The organism is Bradyrhizobium cytisi (assembly GCF_008123515.1).
In the GTDB taxonomy this organism is placed as follows: domain Bacteria; phylum Pseudomonadota; class Alphaproteobacteria; order Rhizobiales; family Xanthobacteraceae; genus Bradyrhizobium; species Bradyrhizobium cytisi.
The window spans coordinates 313,664-334,961 of record NZ_VSSR01000042.1 but is presented as its reverse complement, the minus strand read 5'-3'; the positions used below and the strand labels follow the sequence as shown (position 1 = coordinate 334,961).

Annotated in this window: 21 protein-coding genes and 1 pseudogene; 6 read left to right on the top strand and 16 right to left on the bottom strand. The window is 64.1% G+C overall.

What is annotated here, in order from left to right; genetic code table 11:
* Positions 1 to 109 precede the first annotated feature (109 nt).
* Positions 110 to 1,102 (top strand): ATP-binding protein, encoded by a 993-nt coding sequence (locus FXB38_RS26025; protein WP_148753778.1) that lies wholly within the window; start codon positions 110 to 112, stop codon positions 1,100 to 1,102.
* A gap of 94 nt (positions 1,103 to 1,196) precedes the next feature.
* Here FXB38_RS26025 and FXB38_RS26020 read toward each other — a convergent pair whose 3' ends face one another.
* The gene (locus tag FXB38_RS26020) at positions 1,197 to 2,585 is read right to left on the bottom strand and encodes a LysM peptidoglycan-binding domain-containing M23 family metallopeptidase (RefSeq protein ID WP_148753777.1); all 1,389 of its coding nucleotides are present in this window, start codon (positions 2,583 to 2,585) and stop codon (positions 1,197 to 1,199) included.
* A gap of 109 nt (positions 2,586 to 2,694) precedes the next feature.
* Entirely contained in the window at positions 2,695 to 3,345 is a 651-nt protein-coding gene (locus FXB38_RS26015) for a protein-L-isoaspartate(D-aspartate) O-methyltransferase (RefSeq protein ID WP_148753776.1), read from the bottom strand.
* A gap of 240 nt (positions 3,346 to 3,585) precedes the next feature.
* On the opposite strand from FXB38_RS26015, the gene FXB38_RS26010 reads away from it, so the two are divergent.
* The gene (locus tag FXB38_RS26010; RefSeq protein ID WP_148753775.1) at positions 3,586 to 3,957 is read left to right on the top strand and encodes a response regulator; all 372 of its coding nucleotides are present in this window, start codon (positions 3,586 to 3,588) and stop codon (positions 3,955 to 3,957) included.
* Positions 3,958 to 3,981: 24 nt separating this feature from the next.
* On the opposite strand, the gene surE is transcribed toward FXB38_RS26010, so the two are convergent.
* From surE to FXB38_RS25950, 12 genes and pseudogenes are all read right to left on the bottom strand, one after another.
* Complete coding sequence (gene surE, locus FXB38_RS26005; RefSeq protein ID WP_187435147.1) at positions 3,982 to 4,749, bottom strand: 5'/3'-nucleotidase SurE; 768 nt, start codon at positions 4,747 to 4,749, stop codon at positions 3,982 to 3,984.
* Positions 4,750 to 4,851: 102 nt separating this feature from the next.
* Positions 4,852 to 5,214, bottom strand: coding sequence for a hypothetical protein (locus FXB38_RS26000; RefSeq protein WP_148753773.1), 363 nt, complete (start codon positions 5,212 to 5,214; stop codon positions 4,852 to 4,854).
* A gap of 95 nt (positions 5,215 to 5,309) precedes the next feature.
* Entirely contained in the window at positions 5,310 to 6,641 is a 1,332-nt protein-coding gene (gene serS, locus FXB38_RS25995; RefSeq protein ID WP_148753772.1) for a serine--tRNA ligase, read from the bottom strand.
* A gap of 188 nt (positions 6,642 to 6,829) precedes the next feature.
* Complete coding sequence (gene tatC, locus FXB38_RS25990) at positions 6,830 to 7,642, bottom strand: twin-arginine translocase subunit TatC (RefSeq protein ID WP_148753771.1); 813 nt, start codon at positions 7,640 to 7,642, stop codon at positions 6,830 to 6,832.
* The gene (gene tatB / locus FXB38_RS25985; RefSeq protein WP_148753770.1) at positions 7,639 to 8,184 is read right to left on the bottom strand and encodes a Sec-independent protein translocase protein TatB; all 546 of its coding nucleotides are present in this window, start codon (positions 8,182 to 8,184) and stop codon (positions 7,639 to 7,641) included. Before tatB ends, tatC begins: the two co-directional genes overlap by 4 nt.
* An 88-nt stretch (positions 8,185 to 8,272) precedes the next feature.
* Positions 8,273 to 8,509, bottom strand: a complete 237-nt coding sequence (locus FXB38_RS25980) for a twin-arginine translocase TatA/TatE family subunit (protein WP_092028685.1) — start codon at positions 8,507 to 8,509, stop codon at positions 8,273 to 8,275.
* Positions 8,510 to 8,680: 171 nt separating this feature from the next.
* A complete protein-coding gene (gene scpB, locus FXB38_RS25975) occupies positions 8,681 to 9,433 on the bottom strand; it encodes an SMC-Scp complex subunit ScpB (protein WP_187435146.1) in 753 nt (250 codons plus the stop codon).
* A gap of 21 nt (positions 9,434 to 9,454) precedes the next feature.
* The gene (locus tag FXB38_RS25970; protein WP_148753768.1) at positions 9,455 to 10,294 is read right to left on the bottom strand and encodes a segregation and condensation protein A; all 840 of its coding nucleotides are present in this window, start codon (positions 10,292 to 10,294) and stop codon (positions 9,455 to 9,457) included.
* An 8-nt stretch (positions 10,295 to 10,302) separates the two neighbouring features.
* Positions 10,303 to 10,533, bottom strand: a pseudogene (locus FXB38_RS45085) (beta-hexosaminidase); the annotation flags it as partial.
* 246 nt (positions 10,534 to 10,779) lie between these two features.
* A complete protein-coding gene (locus tag FXB38_RS25960; RefSeq protein WP_148753855.1) occupies positions 10,780 to 12,336 on the bottom strand; it encodes an SPOR domain-containing protein in 1,557 nt (518 codons plus the stop codon).
* A 140-nt stretch (positions 12,337 to 12,476) separates the two neighbouring features.
* Positions 12,477 to 14,267 carry an arginine--tRNA ligase gene (gene argS / locus FXB38_RS25955; protein WP_148753766.1) on the bottom strand — a complete coding sequence of 597 codons (1,791 nt, stop codon included), beginning with the start codon at positions 14,265 to 14,267 and terminating at the stop codon, positions 12,477 to 12,479.
* 9 nt (positions 14,268 to 14,276) lie between these two features.
* Complete coding sequence (locus FXB38_RS25950; protein ID WP_148753765.1) at positions 14,277 to 15,485, bottom strand: deoxyguanosinetriphosphate triphosphohydrolase; 1,209 nt, start codon at positions 15,483 to 15,485, stop codon at positions 14,277 to 14,279.
* Between the two features lie 125 nt (positions 15,486 to 15,610).
* On the opposite strand from FXB38_RS25950, the gene erpA reads away from it, so the two are divergent.
* The gene (erpA, locus tag FXB38_RS25945; protein ID WP_148753764.1) at positions 15,611 to 15,940 is read left to right on the top strand and encodes an iron-sulfur cluster insertion protein ErpA; all 330 of its coding nucleotides are present in this window, start codon (positions 15,611 to 15,613) and stop codon (positions 15,938 to 15,940) included.
* A 245-nt stretch (positions 15,941 to 16,185) separates the two neighbouring features.
* On the opposite strand, the gene FXB38_RS25940 is transcribed toward erpA, so the two are convergent.
* Positions 16,186 to 16,884 carry a DUF4272 domain-containing protein gene (locus FXB38_RS25940; RefSeq protein WP_210250949.1) on the bottom strand — a complete coding sequence of 233 codons (699 nt, stop codon included), beginning with the start codon at positions 16,882 to 16,884 and terminating at the stop codon, positions 16,186 to 16,188.
* Positions 16,885 to 17,141: 257 nt separating this feature from the next.
* On the opposite strand from FXB38_RS25940, the gene FXB38_RS25935 reads away from it, so the two are divergent.
* From FXB38_RS25935 to FXB38_RS25925, 3 genes are all read left to right on the top strand, one after another.
* The gene (locus FXB38_RS25935) at positions 17,142 to 17,423 is read left to right on the top strand and encodes a type II toxin-antitoxin system RelE/ParE family toxin (RefSeq protein ID WP_148753763.1); all 282 of its coding nucleotides are present in this window, start codon (positions 17,142 to 17,144) and stop codon (positions 17,421 to 17,423) included.
* A gap of 17 nt (positions 17,424 to 17,440) precedes the next feature.
* Complete coding sequence (locus FXB38_RS25930) at positions 17,441 to 17,746, top strand: HigA family addiction module antitoxin (RefSeq protein WP_148753762.1); 306 nt, start codon at positions 17,441 to 17,443, stop codon at positions 17,744 to 17,746.
* A 142-nt stretch (positions 17,747 to 17,888) separates the two neighbouring features.
* On the top strand, positions 17,889 to 18,791 hold the full coding sequence (locus FXB38_RS25925; protein WP_148753761.1) for a hypothetical protein: 903 nt from the start codon (positions 17,889 to 17,891) through the stop codon (positions 18,789 to 18,791).
* Between the two features lie 126 nt (positions 18,792 to 18,917).
* Here the strand turns inward: FXB38_RS25925 and FXB38_RS25920 are convergent, their stop codons facing one another.
* Positions 18,918 to 21,260 (bottom strand): ATP-binding protein, encoded by a 2,343-nt coding sequence (locus tag FXB38_RS25920; protein WP_148753760.1) that lies wholly within the window; start codon positions 21,258 to 21,260, stop codon positions 18,918 to 18,920.
* Positions 21,261 to 21,298: the final 38 nt, after the last annotated feature.

The following is a 21,298-nucleotide window of genomic DNA, read 5'->3' as shown; positions in this document are numbered from 1 at the left end:
CGGACTATAGCGGCCATTGCCCCAATTGCAACGCTGCCAGACCGTCGATTTGGCCACCTTGCGGCCGGCCGTCAGGCCCGATAAGGCTGCATTCTCAGGAACTTCGGACATGCCCAAAAAACCAAGCAAAAGCCCGGCCGGCAAAGGCCCCCGTACCCCTGCCACCAAGCCCGCCCAGGTCGCGGCAAAACGCCCCAAGGCGGTCTCAAGGGCGGCCCTCAAGGCCTCCCAGGACCTTTCCCAGGAGCGCATCGTCCGCGCACTGGAGACCATTGCGGCGCACCTCGCCGCCCGGGGCAACCCGGTTGTCGCGCGCGAGTCGTTCAAACAGGCGGACGCCTATGTCTGGCACCCCGACGGCCGCCTTGCTGCGGTGCCGCGGGTCAGCCGCGTCGAGCTATTCCTGCTTAGGGGCGTCGACCGGGTGCGCGACATTCTGATGGAGAACACCGAGCGGTTCGCCAACGGCCTGCCCGCCAACAACGCCCTGCTGTGGGGCGCGCGCGGAATGGGCAAGTCCTCGCTGGTGAAGGCGGCTCACGCCAGCATCAACGCCGACCGCAAACCCGCCGACAAGCTGAAGCTGATCGAGATCCACCGCGAGGACATCGAGAGCCTGCCGGCCCTGATGGAGCAACTGCGCGCCTCGTCCTTCCGCTTCATCGTGTTCTGCGACGACCTTTCCTTCGACGGCAATGATGCATCCTACAAGTCGCTCAAGGCTGTGCTCGAAGGCGGCATCGAGGGCCGGCCCGAGAACGTCATCCTCTACGCCACCTCCAACCGCCGCCATCTGCTCGCGCGCGAGATGATCGAGAACGAGCGCTCGACCGCGATCAATCCCGGCGAAGCGGTCGAGGAAAAGGTCTCGCTGTCGGACCGCTTCGGCCTGTGGCTTGGCTTCCACCGCTGCAGCCAGGACGAATATCTCGCCATGGTGCGCGGCTATTGCGGCCATTTCGGCGTCAAGGTCGACGATGAGGCGCTGGAGCGCGAGGCGCTGGAATGGTCAACGACGCGCGGCTCGCGCTCGGGCCGTGTCGCCTGGCAATTCGTGCAGGAGCTGGCCGGACGGCTCGGCGTGAAGCTCGCGACCAAGTAGCGTCTTCAAAAACATGATCGCCCGCTCCAGTGCGCTGCGCACAAGGCGGGCGATCATTGGGCTCGACTTGATGTGGAAACGAGGCCCTAGGGCCTCACGCCCCGTTCAGGAATTGAAGCGGGTCAACCGGGCTCGATCCCTTGCGGATCTCGAAGTGGAGCTGCGGCGACGCCACCTCCCCGGATTGACCCGACTTGGCAATGACCTGACCGCGCTTGATGGGATCGCCGCGCTTCACCAACAGCTCACTCGCATGGGCATATGCGGTGACGTAGCCGTTGGAGTGCCGAACCAGGACGAGATTGCCGTAGCCCTTCAGCTCGTTGCCGGAATAGGCAACGACACCGTCTTCTGCCGCCTTGACCGGCGTACCCTCGGGCACCGCGACATTGATGCCGTCATTGGACTTGCCGTTGGTCTTAGCGCCGTAGCTCGTGATCACCTTGCCGCGCACCGGCCAGCGGAAGGTCGGCAACGAGCTGGTGGTCTCTGCCGCTTTCGCCGGCGTCTCGGCGGCCTTCTCTTCGATATTCGTGGTGGCCTGAGCCAGGCGCGCGCTCTGCGCGGGTTGGGCAACAGCGGCCATCCTGGTGGTCGGTGCGGGAGCGGCCGCAACTGGCTGCAGCGCAGCCGCCACGGGGGCCGCGGCGACAGGCGCCGGAGCAAGCGGAGCGGGAACCGCTGCGGTTTTGGCGCCCGGCACGGTCAGCTTGGTGCCGAGCTTCAGCTTGGTCGACGGCTCGAGACCATTGGCGCGAGCGAGCTCGGCCGCGGAGATATGGTTCTTGCGCGCGATGCTGGCGAGCGTGTCACCGTGATTGACGAAGTGGTAGCTCGATGGCGCAGCGACGGCGGCAACCGGTTTCGCCATTGCGGGAGCCGCCGCAACCGGAGCCGTGACCGGCGCCGGTGCAGCAGCCGTTGCACCCGGATGCGGGATGACCAGCTGCTGGCCAGGCGAGAGCGCGCGCGGCCCCTTGTAGCCGTTGGCGGCCATGATCGCCTGCGGGCTCACATGGTAGCGCTTGGCGAGCACGTCGAGCGTGTCGCTGGTGCCGACGATGATCTTGGTTCCGCCGACGGGCTGGGCAGCTGCAACTGAGCGCGGCGGCACGGTGCCGGTGGCTTCAAGACGCGGCTGAGCCGGCGGCGTGTAGGAGCCGAGGCCGCGACCGCCTCCGGAGACGCCCCCACCCGACGCAACCGGATAGGATTGCGGCGCAGCGACAGCCGGCGGCGGCAAGGCCTGAGACTGATAGTAGCCGGGCTGGGTCTGCGGCCGTGCATATTGCGGCAGCTCACGCTGCGGCGGCGGGGCCTGCTGGACCGAACCGGTCGATTCAGAGAAGGGATTGGAGAAGTTCGACTGGGACAGCCTCGACTGCATGTCGGCACTGCACCCTGCGAAGCTGAAGGAAATCAGCGCCAGCACCGCGACCTGCGGTACGCGGCGCGAGTAAAGCAACTCGGCGACAACAGACATGGTTACTCACTCGTACGCAACAGAACTGGTCTTTTAAGTAAACACGTCGCGAGTAAATAACGGCTTAACCCTCCCAATAAGATGTTGGCAGCACAGCCGATCCGGAATTCTACAGCTCCCGCGCCACGCCGGGCAGCGCCGGCACGAAACGGACCTCCACGAGTTCCCTGCGTTCGATCCCGGCTTCGGTACGGCTGAGACGGGTCAGCGTCTGCACGCCCTGATGCGGCCCGACCGGCGCAATCAGGATGCCGCCGACCTCGAGCCGTTCGACGAGGTTCTCCGGAATCTGCTCCACCGCGGCGGTAACGATGATGCGGTCGAACGGGCCGATGTTGGGTGGCAGATTGAGGCCATCGCCCAGCATCACCTCGACATTGTGACACCCGAGCTTTTCAAGCCTGGCGCGCGCGGCGTCCGCAAGCTTGCGGTAGCGCTCGACCGTCAGCACCTCGCGCGAAAGCCGCGACAGCACGGCGGCCTGATAACCGGAGCCGGCGCCGATCTCGAGCACGCGATGCTGCTTCTGGAGCTGAAGCTGCTCGGTCATGTAGGCGACGACAAATGGCTGGCTGATGGTCTGCCCGCAGGCGATCGGCAACGCGCTGTCACGATAGGCGGCGTCGCGATCGGACGCTTCGACGAACAGATCGCGCGGCACCTCTTCCATGGCCCGCAGCACGGTCTGATTGCTGATGCCGCGACGCCTCAGCGTGAGCTGAAACATCATCTTTTCCGGCGGGGGCTGGTTGGAGGTCATCGCTGCTTATATCGTCTCGTCAGAGGGCCGGATCGTCGCACGCGTCGCTCAGGCCCGGGCAAGAATCCTGTTCCTGCTCAGGAACCTATGATAGCCTTTCGCTGCGGTATTTGACCACAAATCGGCTTGCAGCGGGCCAGCCGCAAACGCATTTCCGCGCGTCCGCCGGCCGAAACGCGCATTGCGTCGATTCATGTTATCTGCGAACGTTTTCCGGAGATGGGCAAGGACTCAACGACAATGACCGCGACCGGGCTTTCGGGCCGCTCTGTATTCCTCGTCGAGGACGAGGTCATGATCAGAATGATGGTCGCGGATATGCTGGAGGAGCTCGGCTACAAGGTCGCGGCGGAAGCGGGCGATATCAACGAGGCCCTGCGGCTGGTCCAAGCCACCGAGTTCGACATCGCCATCCTCGATGTCAACGTCAACGGCAAGGTCATTTCGCCGGTTGCCGATCTCATCAGGGAAAAGGGCTGCCCGTTCATCTTTGCCACCGGCTACGGCTCGTCGGGCCTGCCCGAGCAATATCGCGACCGGCCAGCGCTGCAGAAGCCGTTTCAGCTCGACGCGCTCGGCAAGACCATCGAAGCCGCGCTTCGCACCGGCTAGCTAGCTTCTACTTCCAAATCATCTTCACTTTAGCGTCGCGCTCAGCTCTTCGGAAAACGCTTCATTGGTACGATCGAGCCGCAGTGGCGTGACCGAGACATAGCGCTCGCGCAGCGCCGCGAGATCGGTGCCTGCGGCCGGCATGTCCATCATCGCGGCACGTTCGAAGCCAATCCAGAAATAAGGATTGTTGCGGCCGTCCCTGCGCTCGTCGATCCTGAGGAAGCCGAGATTGCGCTTGCCCTGCCGCGTGACGCGAATGCCGAGCACATCCTCCGGCGCGCAGGACGGGAAGTTGACGTTGATGACGGTGTCCTTCGGGATGCCGGCCTTGATCACCTTGCGCAGGATGTCGGGACCGAATTTGCGCGCGGTGTCCCACGGCGGCCGCTCGCGCGTCTCGACGCTGAACTCCTGCGACAGCGCGAATGACGGGATCCCCAGGATGGTGCCTTCGAGCGCACCGGCGATGGTGCCGGAATAGACCACGTCCTCGGCAACGTTGCGGCCCTTGTTGACGCCGGAGAGCACGACATCGGGCAGCTTGGCGCCGAGGATGTGGCGCGCGCCCATGATGACGCAGTCGGTCGGCGTGCCGCGCACCGCGAAGTGCCGCGGCCCGACGTCGCGCAGGCGCAGCGGATCGTTCAACGACAGCGAATGCGACACGCCGGACTGGTCGAGCTCGGGCGCGACCACCCAGACGTCGTCGGACAGCGCGCGCGCGATCTCCTCCACGACCTTGAGGCCGGGAGCGTGGATGCCGTCGTCATTGGTGCAGAGAATACGCATGCCGGTGGTCGATTCCTGAGCTGGGTCAGGCCGTCTTATCCCGCTATGGCGGATCAGGCAAACCGGTATCCAGGCCCGACGCATTATTAACGCCGGGCGCAATTAACGCCGGACGCGCCATTGCGGCAGGAAGCGCGCAAGCTTGCCCTCCGCGCGCAGCTGCATCGCCGGCACGACAGGGCTGACGACGGCTGTCTCGATCACACCGAGCGCCTTCAGCTGCGCAACGAATGGAGCCGACACGGGCGTCTCTGGAAAGCGCTCACGCGCTACCGTTACCGCCGTGTCAAAATCCTCGACATTGACGCCCGGCTTGGCGCGCCGGCTTTGCACATGCGTGTCGTCCCAGAGCCGCGCGATGTCGATGTCCAGCACGCCACGCAAGCGCTGGTCGACGGCCTGGATACCGGAACCGGTCACCGCCCATTGTCGGCCGACCCAGAAGATGTCGCGGTGCAAGGCCATGGACGGTCGGTTCGCGTTGACGGATGGCCGGCAGGATAACCGGCCGCCCGATCTTCGCAACCAAACGTTTCTGCCGCAACACCAAGCAACGCGTTTTACTCGCGGGCAACCACCTTCAGCCCGCCCATATAGGGCTGAAGCACGCTGGGAACGGCAATCGAGCCGTCCTCCTGCTGATAAGTCTCCATGACGGCGATCAGCGCGCGGCCGACCGCCGTACCGGAGCCGTTCAGCGTGTGCACGAAGCGCGGCTTGCCGTCTGGGCCGCGCGAACGCGCATCCATGCGCCGCGCCTGGAAATCGCCGCAGACCGAGCAGCTCGAGATCTCACGGAATGCGCCGCCCTCGCCCTGCCCGGGCATCCACACCTCGATGTCATAGGTCTTTTGCGACGAAAAACCCATATCTCCGGTGCACAGCGTCATCACGCGGTAATGCAGATCGAGCCGGCGCAGCACTTCCTCTGCACAGGCCAGCATCCGCTCGTGCTCATCCTTGCTGGTCTCCGGCGTCGCGATCGACACCAGCTCGACCTTGGTGAACTGGTGCTGGCGGATCATGCCGCGGGTATCACGCCCGGCGGCACCCGCCTCCGCGCGAAAACATGGCGTCAGCGCAGTGAGCCGCATCGGTAGTTGCTTCTCGTCGAGAATTGATTCGCGCACGAGGTTGGTGAGCGCCACCTCCGCCGTCGGAATGATGCCGAGACGGTCGGTCCGCAGCCGCTCCAGATCGGGTGCGGCGAGCAGTTCGCCCTTGATCGCCCAGAACTGGTCGTCCTCGAATTTCGGCAATTGTCCCGTGCCAAACATGATCTCGTTGCGGACAAGCAGCGGCGGGTTGATCTCGGTATAGCCGTGCTCGTCGATGTGCAGATTCAGCATGAACTGGCCGAGCGCACGTTCGAGCCGCGCCAGCCCCTTCTTCAGCACGACGAAGCGCGCGCCGGAGAGCTTTGCCGCCGTCTCGAAGTCCATGTCACCAAGCGCGCCGCCGAGATCGTCATGAGGTTTGGGCGCGAACGCGTAGTTGCGCCGGTTGCCGAAGACATGGCGTTGCACGTTGCCGTGCTCGTCGGGTCCGTCGGGCACTTCGCCGAGCGGCAGATTGGGGATCGCCGATAGCGCAGTGGCGAGCTCCTCGTCTGCGGCTTTCGCAACGGCTTCGAGCTGCGGCATCGTGGTCTTGAGCTCGGCGACCTCAGCCATCAGCTTGGCCGCACGCGCATCGTCCTTCGCCTTCTTGGCGTCGCCGATCTCCTTCGAGGCCGCATTGCGCCGCGCCTGTGCCTGCTCGGAAGCCAGGATCGACGCCCGCCGCCGCTCGTCGATCGCGAGCAGCGACGCCGATAGCGGCTTCAGGCCCCGCCGGGCGAGACCGGCGTCGAAGGCTTGCGGATTGTCGCGGATCAATTTGATGTCGTGCATGGCGGTGGTCCTGAATCAGCGTGCAATGGCCGAAGCGCGTGTTGGCGGGGTGCACAGCGCTTCCCACTACCACAGGCGTCATCGCCGGCGAAAGCGGGCGATCCAGTATTCCAGAGACAGGGGTGATTCTCCGAGAGGCCGCGGCGTACTGGATTCCCCGCTTTCGCGGGGAATGACACAGAGGCGCCCTACTCGGCCGGATTCGGCGGCGTCGACACGTCGGTGCCGGTCGTGGCCTGCGAGGCGGCCGCCTTCTTCTCCACCATCGAGACCGCAATGATCGAGCCCTCGTAGAGCGCCAGTAGCGGAATCGCCAGCGAGCACTGGCTAAGCACATCAGGCGGCGTCAGCACGGCCGCGATGATGAAGGCGACGACGATGAAATAGCGGCGCTTCTCGCGCAGCATCTTTGACGTGATGATGCCGATCCGCCCGAGCAGCGTCAGGATCACCGGAAGCTGGAAGGCGATACCGAAGGCGAAGATCAGCGACATCATCAGCGAGAGATATTCGCCGACCTTGGGCAGAAGCTGGATCTGCGCGGTCTCGTCGCTGCCGGCCTGCTGCATGCCGAGCGAGAAGCGCACCAGCATCGGCAGCACGACGAAATAGACCAGCGCCGCGCCGAGCACGAAAAAGAACGGCGTCGCGACCAGATACGGCAGGAACGCCTGCTTCTCGTGCTTGTAGAGGCCGGGCGCGACGAATTTGTAGATCTGCGTCGCGACGATCGGGAAGGAAATAAAGCCGGCACCGAACAGCGCGAGCTTGAGCTGGGTGATGAAATATTCCAGCAGCGCCGTGTAGATGAATTTCGAGTTCTCGGCGCCTGCGATCCACACGAACGGCCAGACCAGCACGTTGTAGATCTGCTTGGCGAAGAAGAAGCAGAAGATGAAGGCCACGCCGAATCCGAGCAGCGCCTTGATCAGCCGCGAGCGCAGCTCGATCAAATGGTCCATCAAGGGGGCCTTGCTGGCCTCGATCTCGGCGTCGCTCATGACGCTTTGGCGTCCTTGATCGCTTCGGGCGCGGTGTCTTGCTCTACCGTCGCCTGCGGCTCGACCTCGCGCGTGATCGCGAGCGGCTCGTTGATCGCCGCGTGCGCCTCGGCCTCCACGAAGGTTTCAGGCGTCGGGGCTTCGGGTGTCGTTGGTGTCGTCGGCGTTTCACTTGAAATCGCCGGCGCTTCACTTGAAGTCGCCGGCGGTTCGACAGCAGTGGTCGTGGCGGTCTCGGCCGGCTTGTCGAGCGCATCGACGCGCAGCGCGTCGCTGACGTCCTTCTGCAGCGAGGTCATCAGACCGCCGCCGGTGAAGCCGGAAGCGGCTTCCTTGACCTCGTCAAAGCTCTTCTTGAGGTCGGCCATCTCGGCCTCGCGCATGGCTTCCTGAAACTGGCCCTGGAATTCGGCGGCCATCTTGCGGGCCTTGCCCATCCACTGACCGACCATGCGCAGCACGCCCGGCAGCTCTTTCGGGCCGATGGCGACCAGGGCCACGACCCCGATCAGAACCAGTTCACTCCACCCGATGTCGAACATGACGTCTTCCGTTCACGCGAAATCACGATCGGCCTGATCCCTCACGCGCAGGATCGGGGCCGCTACCCGTGTCTCGCGTGCTCCTGGCTCAGACGGCCTTGCTGCCGACGTCGGATCGCGCCGCGGTCGGCGCCGCATTGTGCTCGATGGACTTGGACGGCTCGGCGGGCTTGTCAGCGACCTTGTCGTCGTCCTGCATGCCCTTCTTGAAGGCCTTGATGCCCTGCGCCACGTCACCCATCAGATCCGAAATCTTGCCACGGCCGAACAGCAGCAGGACCACTGCGATCACCAAGATCCAGTGCCAAATGCTAAGTGAACCCATCCTGCAACCCTCCAAACGCGCATCGCCGGGACCCCCGGCCGATCTTCACCGAAACCTAGGCTTCGCAGGCCTCAAAAACAAGGACCAAGGCAGCGCCAATTCGCTGTTGGCGCTACGTAATCTTGCCTAGTGTTAACTGGTCGCAGGCGGCCCGCAGAAGCGACCGGAGGATCACTCCTCGTTCCCGCCTTCGCCGCCCTCATTGCCGCCTTCCGGCGGCGTCTCGGGCTCGACCGCAGGCGCCAGCGCCAGATCGAGGTCCTCGCCCGGTTCCAGGGGGTCCTCGTCCTCGCGCAGCTGAGGATCATCCGATGGCGTCGGCACGCTGAAGCCGGTCGGCAGCCGCGAATCCAGCAGTCCCGTACCCTTCAGCTCCTCCAGACCCGGCAGGTCGCCGAGCTGTTCCAGAGTGAACTGCGAGAGGAAGTCCTCGGTGGTTCCGAAGGTCAGAGGACGGCCAGGCGTCTTGCGACGACCGCGCGGCTTGATCCAGCCGGTCTCCAGCAGCACGTCGAGCGTGCCCTTTGAGGTGACGACGCCGCGGATCTCCTCGATCTCGGCACGCGTCACCGGCTGGTGATAGGCGATGATCGCCAGAACCTCGATGGCCGCACGCGACAGGCGGCGGGTCTCGGTGCTCTCGCGGGTCATCAGCCAGGCGAGATCGCCGGCAGTGCGGAACGTCCATTTGTTGGCGACCCGCACGAGGTTCACGCCGCGCAAGGCGTAGTCGGCCTGGAGCTGCTCGAGCGCGGCCTTGATGTCGACGCCCTCGGGCATGCGCTTGGCCAGCGTCGCCGTATCCAGTGGTTCATTCGAAGCAAACAGCAGCGCTTCCAGCAGCCGCAATTCTTCGGGACGCGCCTGGGATTCGTTCTCCATCGGCTCGGCCTCATCTACCCGCACTTCAGCCAGGCTTGCCATGGCAGATTCTCCTTCTTGCACTTAAGCGACCGGCGCATCGGGCGCAGGAGCTGCGTCCGGAACCGGTTTAGGACGCCCCTTCCGGAAATAGATGGGCGCAAACGCCTCTTTCTGATTCAGCTCGAGCTGACCTTCGCGCACCAGCTCGAGCGCAGCGGCGAAGCTCGAGGCGAACACCGTCGCGCGCTGCGTCGGATCAGCGACGTGACGGACCAGGAAATCGTCGAGCACGCCCCAGTCATCCTGGTCGGTGATGCTGCCGACCAGCCGCTCCAGCGTGGCGCGCGCCTCGGCGAGCGACCACACCGTGCGCTTGGCCAGATGCACGCTCGCCAGCACGCGCGACTGGCGCTGTGAAGCATAGGCCGTGAGCAGGTCATACAGCGTCGCCGTGTATTTCGGATGCCGGATCTCGGCGATCTGCTCGGGCTCGCCGCGCGGAAAAATGTCGCGCAGCAATTGCTGCCGGTTCATCAGCCGGTTGGCGGCTTCGCGAATGGCTTCCAGGCGGCGCAGACGGTTGGCGAGCGCGGTCGCCATTTCCTCGGCGCTCGGACCTTCCGCACTCGGCGGCTCCGGCAGCAGCAGGCGCGACTTCAGGAAGGCAAGCCAGGCGGCCATCACGAGATAGTCGGCGGCAAGCTCGAGGCGGATTTTTCGAGCAGCTTCGATGAAGTGAAGGTACTGGTCGGCCAGCGCCAGGATCGAGATCTTGGCGAGATCGACCTTCTGCTGCCGCGCCAGCGCGAGCAGGAGATCGAGCGGGCCTTCATAGCCCTCGACATCGACCACCAACGCCGGCTCGCCCTCGGCCAGCTCTGCGGGCCGCCCGGTTTCAAACGATAGGATTTCTGCGGTCATGCGGATGCCGTGGTTGCGGTCAATGCGTCCAGTTCCGCATTGTCATTGCTGTGAAGCGTCGTGTCGCAGCCGCCCGCGAACATGGCGCGAATTCGCTCGGCGATTCCGCCCGCCGGCGCGTTCATCGGCACGTCATTACTCATTAACAAACCCTGGAACCCAATTGCGCTGCGAATCACTTGAGCAATCATTGTCGCAGAAGTCGTCACCGGATGGGCGGGGGCGGCGGCGCCATCCACGGGAATGCTGAGACTGCCGAGATTGGCCGCGGTTAAGCCCGCAACCACCAATTCCTCAAGCAGTACCGTGACTTGCGTCGAGATTTCGATGCTACGCCTGAAGCGAATGAAATCCCGTGGGCATTCGGCACGGCCAAACGCCAGCTCGGCGGCGGTCAGTTCCATTCCGGATACGCCGGTATTGAAGGCCCGCGTGCTCATGGGGCCGATTAACCCTGCCCCGGCAGGCGGTCAAGGAAACGGCCGCTAATTCCTCTGGACGAAGCAGGACGGCAGGCCAGCCGACTTCAGATTGTTGCAGGCCTGCACCGCCTCGTCGGCCGAGCCATACGGTCCGGCGAAGGCGCGGTAGACGATACCTTTGCCCTTATCGGTCAGATCGACGCGCTTGATGACCGGCGAGCGGCCGCCGAGCACGCTGCCATACTTGCTCTGCAGTACCCTGTAGGACGCGGCGGCGCTATCCTCGCTCTGCTGCGAGGAAACCTGCACGACGAAGCCGCCACCGCCGCTGGGCGTGGGTGCAATTTGGGTCGGATTGGTCGCGGCCATACGCTGCGGCGGTTCGGCCGGCGCAGCCTGCGGCGCCAGCGAGAGCGGCTGGTTGGCACTGGCATTGGCCGAGGTCGGCGGCGTACGCGGCGCGGCTGGTGCAGCGACCGGCTTCGGCGGCGCGGCCGGCTTAGCGGCTGACGATGCGGCGGCCTGCGGCGTGGCGCTGTCGGTCTGGTCACCCTTCACCGCCACGGTCTTGACCGAGCGTGGCGCACTGTTCGGCATCGTCCCGTTGCTCGGGACCGGACCGGCATTCGGTGGCGGAACGTTGGACGGCGACACGCTCGCAACCGGCGGCGGGTTCGCATTCTGGTTCAGCGGCGGAAACACCACGCGCGGACCGGCCGCCTTGGCATTGACGTCGACGGGCGCCTCCTCGCGCGGCACGATCTTCTCGCTGCCGTCGCCGCTCACCATGCGGTCCGGCACCTTGGCCGAGGAGTCCGACGGCGCAGGCACGATCTTGGTCGGCGTGTTGTCGGCCTTGATGATCGGCGGCTCGCCGCTGCGGGGCGATCCGATATAGGTCTTGTAGGCGAAAGCAGCACCAGTTCCGACCACGGCCAGCGCGAGGATCGCGGCGACCGTCATCATGCCGCCGCGCGATTTCCTGGGCTCGTCGAGATCGGCCTCGGGATAGTCGCTCTGGAACGCGTAAGGGTCGTCCGGATAGGCCGGCTCACGCTGAAAATCCTGCTCACCCGACTCGAGCCGCCCGTAGAGCGCATCATCGTAACGCGCCGAATCGGGCTGCTCGGATGACGCCTCGTGGGCTTGGTCCTGGGCCTGCTCCTGATGATAGGCCTGATGCTGGTAAGCCTGATCCTGATAGGCCTGATCCTGATAGGTCTGGGGCTGATGAAACTCAGGCTCCGGCGCAGCCGGCTGGGCTGAATAGCGATGCAGCGGATGAACGGGATTCACCGCGACGGGATAGTCAGGCTCGGGCGCCGGCTGCGGTTGCACGTTGGCGCGGCGCATCCATGACGGCGGACCCGGCTGAGTCGGGGCAGCCTGCTCGGCATATTCCTGCCGATAGCCGTCCTGCGAATAATCTTCGTCCTGATAAGTCTGTGCTGGCGCTGCGGCCGGCCGCGCGCCCGGGCGGCCCTGTGCTGCGAACGGATCGGTCTGCCCGATCAGGCGGGCGAGCTCAGCCAAGGGATCGTTTTCCGCCTTCCCATGCTGGTCGGCGCCGCGGCCATAGTCGTCGGACGGAAACGGTCTGTCGTGATATCGATCGGCCATCGTGATGATGCGTCCCTTCGGGAAAGCCGCGCGCCCCTCGACCAAGGCGCGGCTTTCGACCCACAAGGCTTTCAACCAAGTCTAAGCGATCCGGCTTCTGCCGGTACCCCCAATATTCCCCTTAAGTAGTTCGCCCCAAACTACCGCATCTCGTCCGGAGCATGGACGCCGAGGATGGCGAGGCCCGATGCCAGGACAGAGACGACGCCCTGGACCATGGCCAGCCGCGCCTTTGTTAGAACTGCATCATTATTGATAATGAAGCGTAAATAGGGCAAATCGCGCCCCTTCGTCCAAAGTGCGTGAAATTCGCTCGCTAAGTCATAGAGATAAAAGGCAATACGGTGCGGCTCGTGAGCCGCCGCGGCGGCTTCCAGCATCCTCGGATAAATTGCAAGGCGCTTGAGAAGGTCGAGTTCAACGGGGTCCGACAGCCGTTCCACGTCCGACTCGCTGAGCCATGCGATCCGCTTGTCGGCATCCTTCGGGAGCTCCGGGAACACCTCCGTCCGCGCGTTGCGGAAGATCGAGTGGCCGCGGGCGTGGCCGTACTGGACGTAGAACACCGGGTTGTCGCGCGACTGCTCCATGACCTTGGCGAGGTCGAAGTCGAGCACGGCGTCGTTCTTGCGGTAGAGCATCATGAAGCGGACGGCGTCCTGGCCGACTTCATCCACCACCTCACGCAAAGTGACGAAGTCCCCGCTCCGCTTGGACATTTTCACCGGCTCGCCGTTGCGCAGCAACTTCACGAGCTGGACGATCTTGACGTCGAGCGCGCCCTTGCCAGAGGTCGTCGCCTTCACCGCCGCCTGCATGCGCTTGATGTAGCCGCCGTGATCGGCCCCCCAAACGTCGATCATCTCCGCAAAACCGCGGTCGAACTTGTTCTTGTGGTAGGCGATGTCGGAGGCGAAGTAGGTGTAGGAATTGTCCGACTTGATCAACGGACGATCGACGTCGTCGCCGTAGGCGGTTGCCTTGAACAGCAGTTGCTCACGGTCTTCCCAGTCCTCGACCGGTGCGCCCTTCGGCGGCGGCAGGCGGCCTTCATAGATGTCACCCTTGGCCTTCAGGAAATCGATGGTCTCGGCAACCTTGTTGTTGCCGCTCTCGATCAGCGAGCGCTCCGAGAAAAACACGTCGTGGCGGATATTGAGCGCGGCGAGATCGTCCTTGATCTCGTCCATCATCATCCCGATCGCCTTGGACCGTACCGTCGGCAGCCATTGCGCCTCGCTCATCGCGAGAAGCTTGTCGCCATGCTCCTCGGCCAGCGCCACACCCACCGGCTTCAGATAGTCGCCCGGATAGAGGCCTTCCGGAATGGCGCCGATGTTCTCGCCGAGCGCCTCGCGATACCGCAAGAAGGCGGAGCGCGCGAGCACGTCGACCTGCGCGCCGGCATCGTTAATGTAATATTCACGCGTGACGTCGTGGCCACCGAATTGGAGCAGGCTCGCCAGCGCGTCGCCGAACACGGCGCCGCGGCAATGGCCGACATGCATCGGCCCGGTCGGATTGGCCGAGACGTATTCGACGTTGACCTTGGAGCCGCCGCGGACGCGGCCGTAATCGGCGCCCTCGCGCAGCACCGTCCGCAGCGCCTCGGCCCAGGCGGCGGGCTTCAGCGTCAGATTGATGAAGCCGGGACCGGCGATGTCGACCTTGGCGATCAGCGCGTCGACGCGCAGCCGCTCGGCGATCTGCTCAGCGAGATCACGCGGTTTTGCCTTTGCCTCTTTCGCAAGCACCATGGCGGCGTTGGTCGCCATGTCGCCGTGGGAGGCATCGCGCGGCGGCTCGACCACCACGCGCGAGAAATCGATGCCCTCGGGCCAGTTGGCTTCGGCCGCGAGCGCGCGGCAGGCGGCGTGCACGCGCGCGAGCACGTCGGCGAACAAATGCGGTGCTGAGGATGTGTCGGGCATGGCCGCCGCCTAACGCAAATCCGGGGTCGAGTCAAAGAGCCGCTGGTGCTCGGTCAGGGCGAAACGGTCGGTCATTCCGGCAATGAAATTGCCGATCCGGCGGGCCCGGTCGCCCTCGTCGTCCGCCTCCGCCCCGGCCAGCCATTCCGGCGGGAGGTCGGCCGGCGATATCAGGTATTTTGCGAACAAGTCGAACAGGATCTGTTCCGCCTCCGCCATCACCCGCACGACCCGCTTGTGGCGGTACATGTGTCCATAGAGAAATCGCTTGATGGCGGCCTCCTCCTCGGCGACCTCGGCGGGGAACGCGATCAGCGCCCGGCTCTGCTGGCGCACGTCCTGGGCCGATTGCGGGCTGACCGCGGCGATGTTCTTTTTCGCCTCCGCGAACACCGCGCCGATCAGATGCGAGATCAGCTCGCGCACCAGCTCAGCCCCGCGCCTGACGTCTTCGAGGTCAGGGTAATGCGCCGAGGTCTCGGCGATGATCTCCGCCGTGAGCGGCATCACCTTGAGATCATCGAGGTGGAACAGGCCGGCGCGCAGGCCGTCGTCGATATCGTGGGCGTCATAGGCAATGTCGTCGGCAATCGCCGCGACCTGCGCCTCCAGCGAGGCGAAGCTCCAGAGCTCGAGATCGTAGGACTTGATATAGTCGGCGATGCCGACGGGAATGCCATGCTCGCGGTAGCGCCCGATCGGCGCGCCGCTGCGATCGGTCAGCGGGCCGTTGTGCTTGACGATGCCCTCGAGCGACTCCCAGGTCAGGTTGAGCCCGTCGAACTCGGGATAGCGGTGCTCCAGCAAGCCGACGACGCGGAGCGCCTGGGCGTTGTGGTCGAAGCCGCCGAAATCCTTCAGGCAGGCATCCAGCGCCCGCTCGCCGGCATGGCCGAATGGCGGATGGCCGAGGTCGTGGGCGAGCGCCAGGGTTTCCGTGAGATCCTCGTCCAGCCCAAGCTGGCGCGCCAGCGCGCGGGCGATCTGCGCCACCTCCAGCGAATGGGTCAGCCGGGTGCGATAATGGTCGCCCTCATGGAACACAAACACCTGGGTCTTGTATTTCAGGCGGCGGAACGCGGTGGAATGGATCACCCGGTCGCAATCGCGCCGGAACGGGCTCCGGGTCCGGCTCGGGGGCTCGGCGACCAGCCGGCCTCGGCTGCGATCGGGGTCGCAGGCATAGGGCGCACGGGGGGCTGCCATTCCGACGGACACGACGAATTTAGTCCCTATCCATTTGATTCTGCGTATTCTTGCACTTAACTATGCCGGACGCGGGATACCAAATGAATTGGCCAAGTGAATTTGGTATGACCGCGGACGACGACCGGAGACGAGCCATGACGACTGCTGTGACCATCAGTGACCGCGCCGCGCGCCGGATTGGGGAGATCCTCAAGGGCGAAGGCACAGGCGCGATGCTGCGCATCTCCGTCGAAGGCGGCGGCTGTTCCGGGTTCCAGTACAAGTTCGACATCGACCGCGACCGCACCGATGACGATCTCGTCATCGAGCAGGCAAACGCGGTGGTGCTGGTCGATTCCGCCTCGCAGCCGTTCCTGGCGGGCTCGCAGGTGGATTTCGTCGACGATCTGATCGGCGCCTCGTTCCGCGTCAACAATCCCAACGCGACGGCGTCCTGCGGCTGCGGGACCAGCTTCTCGATCTGATCCGACTCAAAATCTGAAAAACAACCCCATGCACAGTAGCCGGGACGCCGGCACGGTGTATTTCGGCTTTTGCGAAGATCGGTTGACCCGTCGGGCAAAACAGGGGTAATGTATCATCATCGCGAGATCCCCCAAGGTCGGGGAGCTCGACCGGGCGCACACGGGGCGGGTCGATACAGCCCAACGCCGAAGCGTCCCTTGCCGCAGTCCAATCCTTCGAGAAGGTTTGAATCTCGTCAGTGGCGTCAGGTGTGAGTGGTGACCTGATCCCACATTTGTTCCCCGTATCCGATGAGCCAGTTCAAAGCATGGTGTCTTTCTTCCGTCACGCCAGGATCTAGACCCTGCTGTCCTTTAGTACGCGCGTTTCTGACAGCCCAGTGGTACCTGTAGATCAGATCGGCCTGATCAAGAATGTCGGCGATCGGACGAAGTTCGGAGTCGTCGATAAACTCAGATATCGTCCTTTCGGCCATGGTCTTCGCGGCGAATTCCACGTCGCAAATCTGATCTGGCTTGCCTAGCTGGGCCACGAAGCCCAATGCCCAAAGCAGAGTCCAGGCGGCTTCGTGCCTCCAAGTGAATTGAATCCGGTCGTGCTGCGAAGGGGAATTGTCGAGCACGAACGCGAGTTCCTTGGGAGTCAGATGCGGCCGGAGTTCGTATGTTTCTAGAAGTCGTTCGACTAATTCTTCCTCAAGTCCCTCGCCTTTTGCAGCAACAAAAAGGAGACCAAGAGTGCGTAGCGCGACTTCTTCTTTAGATCGTTTCAGCGCCTCAGCCGTGGTCTCAATAACGGGTAATGCGGCAAGGAAAGGTACGCCCTCGGCTTGAAGTATCCTCTCTGATCTGAGCTTTCTATCAATAGCTTCCGCTGAGATCCCTCCATTCCCCGTTGACATCCTCCCATTCATCGCGCCAATCCCCCAACGCTTGTCAGACATAGAATATCACGAGACATCCTCGCCCGCGACAAGATCGAGCATGTTGCCGCTTGGAGCGCATGCCAGACTGCGAAGCACCCATCTTCGTCTGCCGTGGCGCGCCGTTCTACGCTAGGGCACGCCATGGCCCGCGTAGCGGCCGTTCCTGCGCTGCCGCTCCTACGATCAGCTACCGCGCCGAGGCTGTGGCTAGGCCGCGTATCATTGATTGATACGTTGATATTGACAGGCGTATCATCCAATGATACACCATGTGAGTGATCAAAAGCTTCCGGGACAAAACCACCGAGGCCGTCTTCAATGGCGAAAGTCCTAAGGGCTTTCCGGCCGACCTGGTCAAGGTAGCGCGCCGGAAACTGCGCTACCTGAGTGCCGCGGGCGATTTGGGCGATTTGAAGTCGCCTCCTGGCAACCGCCTTGAGGCATTGGCGGGCGATCGCAAGGGGCAACACTCAATCAGAATCAACGACCAATTCCGCGCGTGCTTTGTTTGGACAGCGCAAGGCCCGGCGGACGTCGAAATTGTAGATTACCATTAGAAGAAGAGGACGCGACAATGGCCAAGAAGCTCAAGCCCATGCATCCAGGTGAGGTTCTGCGGGAGGAGTTCCTGGTTCCGCTGAAAATGTCGGCGGGCGCTCTTGCCAAGGCCTGCGGCTTGCCTCGCACCCGGATCGAGCGGATCGCCAGCGAACAGACCGGCATTACTGCCGACACTGCGCTCCGGCTCGCTAAGGCGCTCGGGACAACCGCCCAGCTTTGGCTCAACCTGCAGAACGACTATGATATGCAGCTCGCAAAGCGCGAACTCGGTAAGACTCTTGACCGCATCGAGACCGTAAACAAGCCGGAAGCAGCCTGAGCGGCGGAGCGCAATATCGCAAGGCGTCGAAAATTTGCGGATCGGCGCGGGCGGCCGGCCGCTCCATCATAGCGCCCCGGCGAAAGCAATTGTGCCCATCTTCATCGGCCGTGGCGCGCCAATAGTGGAAGTCAATTATCAAATGCGCATTATCGATCGGCTGTTCTGTTGCTTCGTTCTATTCCTTGCAATCGCAGCCGTCCCGGTGCTGCCCGTGCACGCTGCCGAAACCTGCCCGTTCATCAGCGCCAAGGAGCTCGCCGACGCGATGCCTGCGCTCAAATGGTCGCTGATTTCAAATCAGGACGGCCGCGGTTGCATCTATCAGGGCGGGCGCGGCGACACGATGATGCTGACCGTGTTTCGCAATCCCGACAAGGACCGCGCCAAGGAATTATACGCGACCTTCGTCAAGACGCTTGGCGTGCGCATGCCGCTTAACGCAGTCGCTGACATCGGCGACGAAGGCCAGGGCGGAACGAGCGCCGCCGGCGCGGAGCGCCAGGAGGCCTCGGTCGTCGCCTTGTCCGGCGATTACATCTTGCAGATCAGCGTCTATCCGACCGGTCGGCGTGCCGGCGAGGCCTTGCTCGGGCCGCTCACCGAAGGCGCCCGCGTTGCCATCGCCAACGTGAGCAAGAGCAGCGAGCGGTTCGGCAATTGCGAGTGGCTCACTGCCGCCGATGCCGACGGTTTTCTCGACAAGAGCACGCTGACGGTCCAGCGGACCGGCGCCGGCAGCTGCATGATGTTCGATCGCGCGGCCAACACCATGACCGTCGCGGTGATCGCGAGCTCGCGCGACACGGTCATCAGCATGATGAAACGCACGGGCCCGTGCCAGCACGTGGCGATCCCCGAGCTCGGTAATGAAGCGTTTGGCGAGCATTCCTGCACCAAGGGCAACGGCAACGCCGTCAACATCTACGTCTGGAAGAACGGCAGGCAGGCTTCGATCCTGTTCGCACCGGTCAAGCCGCATCCGGAGTCCGGTTCGGTCGAGCGCCTGAAAGCGGTCGCCGGGCGGGTCTATGCAAAACTGTAGCGGCGCCGCGTTGCATTGTCGGCCGTGGCAGAGCACCAAATCGATTTCGTCGACGATTTGATCGGCGATTCTCTTTTTGACGCGTTTTCTTTACGCCAACCGGCATTCACTTCGCTTGAAAGTGCTTTAAGCCCCAGTCATCTGCCTTTCCTCGTCCGTCCACTCCACCTCGACCGGCAGCAACTCTGGCTGAAGCGGCGCGTCCTCTGCCATCACGTGTCCGTCCAGCGCATGCAGCAAGGCCGCGGCCAGCGCGGGCTTCCGTAGCGGCTTGGCCAGGAAGTCCGACATGCCGGCCTCGCGGCAGATCTTGACGTCTTCGGGAAATGCGTTGGCTGTCAGTGCGATGATCGGCAGGGCCTCGAAGCGCCCGCCTTCCGCGCGGATCGCCCGGGTCGCGGCAAGGCCATCCATCTCTGGCATGCGCACGTCCATCAGCACGATGTCGTAATCGCCTTCGGAGACGGCCGCCACGGCCTCGACGCCGTCGGCGACGACCCGCAGCTCGACCTCGAAGGCACCGAGCATCTTGCTCACGACCATGCGGTTGACGGCGTCATCCTCGGCGACCAGCACCTTCAGCGGCCGGTCGAGGCTCGCGATGCGGGTCTTGAGGTCGTCCGCTTCATCGCGGCCCGCGTCCTGACTTGACGTCTGCGCCTGGCTCCACGGCAGCACCAGCGTGAAGCGGAAGGTCGAGCCCTCGCCCGGCGTCGAGATGACGCCGATGGTGCCGCCCATCTGCTCGATGATACGCCGGGAGATCGCGAGACCGAGGCCAGTGCCGCCGAAGCGGCGGCTGATCGAGGCGTCGGCCTGGGCAAAATCCGAGAACAGCTGTCCGAGCTTCTCGGGCGCAATGCCGATGCCGCTGTCCGACACGGTCCATTCGACGGTCGCGAGCAGATCGCGGCGCGCCTGGCAAATCGCCTTGATCGTCACCTCGCCCTGATCGGTGAACTTCACGGCGTTGGAGGCGAGATTGAGCAACACCTGCCGGATCCGCGCGACGTCGCCGCGCAGCGTCGGCGGCAGATCCGGATCGAGCTCGACCTTGACTGCAAGCCCCTTGCTCTTGGCGCTTGCGCGCACCACGGTCGCGACCGTCTCGACCAATGTCTGCGGCGCAAAGTCGATCGCCTCGAACGCGAAGCGCCCGGCCTCGAGCTTGGACAGATCGAGGATGTCGTTGAGGATGCGCTGGAGGTTGTCACCGGACTCGCGGATCGTGGTGACGGCCTCGCGCTGCTCCGGATCGAGTTTTGTTTCGAGCAGCATGCTCGCAAGTCCGAGCACGCCGTTCATGGGCGTGCGGATCTCGTGGCTCATCACGGCGAGAAAATCCGACTTCGCGCGGCTCTCGGCCTCGGCCTTTTCCGCGCGCCAGCGCTCGGTGACATCTCGGCCAAAGCCGCGATAACCCAAAAATTGCCCGTCGCGGTCATAAGCCGGTTTCGCCGTCAGCGACCACAGCCGCGCCTCCCCGCCCGCAACGACCTTGAGGTTCATCTCGTGCAGCGGCTCGGCGTGCTCCATCAGGCCGACGACGTTGTAGGCCGCCGCCTTGTCTTCGGGGCACAGCATGTCGAGCACGTCGGCGAAATGCGATCCCTTCAGCAGTGGAAGCGGCAGCTGCGCGACGTCGGCGAAGCGCTCGGGCACATCCGTGAGATGCCCTTCGGCGTCGGTCTGCCACAGCCAGTCGCTGGCGTTCTCCTGAAAATCCTTCAGCAGCAGCGAGATGATCTCGGTCTGGCGTTCGAGCTCGAGCCGGGCCTTGAGATTGCCGAGGAACAGATTGCCCTGCGAGACGATGTTGCGCGCCATGAAGAACGCGAACAGCAGCAGGAATACCGCGGTCAGGGCATACGGACCAGCACCGCACAACAGCATCGCGCCGGCGCAGGCGACCGTCATGGTCGCGAGATAGACGAGGCCCGCACGCGGAAAGGTCGACAACGTGAAGGCGCCGCCCGACATCATGCCAACCATCAGGCAGGCCAGGATCAGCTGGCTGGTCGGGCCGACGCGGCTGAACAATGCGAGCGGCAGCATGCCCCAGATCGCGGCCAGAAAGAATGCCTGCCGCATCATTTGCCGCGTCGCGCGGCGTGACGCTTCCTGCGGCGGATTCTGCTGCGCGCGCCGCCACGCCCTCACCGCGAGCGAGGCGGCGGCGGCAAGCGTCATGCCCCATATCGCGAGGAAATCGTTCCAGCCCCGGCCCCAGAACAGGATCAGCACGATGGCGACATTGAGCATGGTCACGGCCATCGTCACCGGGATGGCCCGCGTCACGGCGTCGATCTGCTTGGCGCGGATGCGGCGCAGCTCGCGCTCGCTGAGACCGGCGGTCAGGCCGTCCTCGATCTCGAAGCCGCCGAGCCAGTACAGGAACGCGCCGATCAGGCCGTCTGTCAGGCCATCCTGCGGCTCAGTCTCTGTAGCGGATTTGTCCGGCCATCCCATCCGAGGAACCTTTTCCGCATCAATGGCCTGCCGCCTGC

What these genes read in the sequence shown, in the direction of transcription:
- FXB38_RS26025 (WP_148753778.1), top strand. Translation starts at nt 110, where the DNA reads ATGCCCAAAAAACCAAGCAAAAGCCCGGCCGGCAAAGGCCCCCGTACC.
- FXB38_RS26020 (WP_148753777.1), bottom strand. Translation starts at nt 2,585, where the DNA reads ATGTCTGTTGTCGCCGAGTTGCTTTACTCGCGCCGCGTACCGCAGGTC.
- FXB38_RS26015 (WP_148753776.1), bottom strand. Translation starts at nt 3,345, where the DNA reads ATGACCTCCAACCAGCCCCCGCCGGAAAAGATGATGTTTCAGCTCACG.
- FXB38_RS26010 (WP_148753775.1), top strand. Translation starts at nt 3,586, where the DNA reads ATGACCGCGACCGGGCTTTCGGGCCGCTCTGTATTCCTCGTCGAGGAC.
- surE (WP_187435147.1), bottom strand. Translation starts at nt 4,749, where the DNA reads ATGCGTATTCTCTGCACCAATGACGACGGCATCCACGCTCCCGGCCTC.
- FXB38_RS26000 (WP_148753773.1), bottom strand. Translation starts at nt 5,214, where the DNA reads ATGGCCTTGCACCGCGACATCTTCTGGGTCGGCCGACAATGGGCGGTG.
- serS (WP_148753772.1), bottom strand. Translation starts at nt 6,641, where the DNA reads ATGCACGACATCAAATTGATCCGCGACAATCCGCAAGCCTTCGACGCC.
- tatC (WP_148753771.1), bottom strand. Translation starts at nt 7,642, where the DNA reads ATGAGCGACGCCGAGATCGAGGCCAGCAAGGCCCCCTTGATGGACCAT.
- tatB (WP_148753770.1), bottom strand. Translation starts at nt 8,184, where the DNA reads ATGTTCGACATCGGGTGGAGTGAACTGGTTCTGATCGGGGTCGTGGCC.
- FXB38_RS25980 (WP_092028685.1), bottom strand. Translation starts at nt 8,509, where the DNA reads ATGGGTTCACTTAGCATTTGGCACTGGATCTTGGTGATCGCAGTGGTC.
- scpB (WP_187435146.1), bottom strand. Translation starts at nt 9,433, where the DNA reads ATGGCAAGCCTGGCTGAAGTGCGGGTAGATGAGGCCGAGCCGATGGAG.
- FXB38_RS25970 (WP_148753768.1), bottom strand. Translation starts at nt 10,294, where the DNA reads ATGACCGCAGAAATCCTATCGTTTGAAACCGGGCGGCCCGCAGAGCTG.
- FXB38_RS25960 (WP_148753855.1), bottom strand. Translation starts at nt 12,336, where the DNA reads ATGGCCGATCGATATCACGACAGACCGTTTCCGTCCGACGACTATGGC.
- argS (WP_148753766.1), bottom strand. Translation starts at nt 14,267, where the DNA reads ATGCCCGACACATCCTCAGCACCGCATTTGTTCGCCGACGTGCTCGCG.
- erpA (WP_148753764.1), top strand. Translation starts at nt 15,611, where the DNA reads ATGACGACTGCTGTGACCATCAGTGACCGCGCCGCGCGCCGGATTGGG.
- FXB38_RS25940 (WP_210250949.1), bottom strand. Translation starts at nt 16,884, where the DNA reads ATGTCTGACAAGCGTTGGGGGATTGGCGCGATGAATGGGAGGATGTCA.
- FXB38_RS25930 (WP_148753762.1), top strand. Translation starts at nt 17,441, where the DNA reads ATGGCCAAGAAGCTCAAGCCCATGCATCCAGGTGAGGTTCTGCGGGAG.
- FXB38_RS25925 (WP_148753761.1), top strand. Translation starts at nt 17,889, where the DNA reads ATGCGCATTATCGATCGGCTGTTCTGTTGCTTCGTTCTATTCCTTGCA.
- FXB38_RS25920 (WP_148753760.1), bottom strand. Translation starts at nt 21,260, where the DNA reads ATGGGATGGCCGGACAAATCCGCTACAGAGACTGAGCCGCAGGATGGC.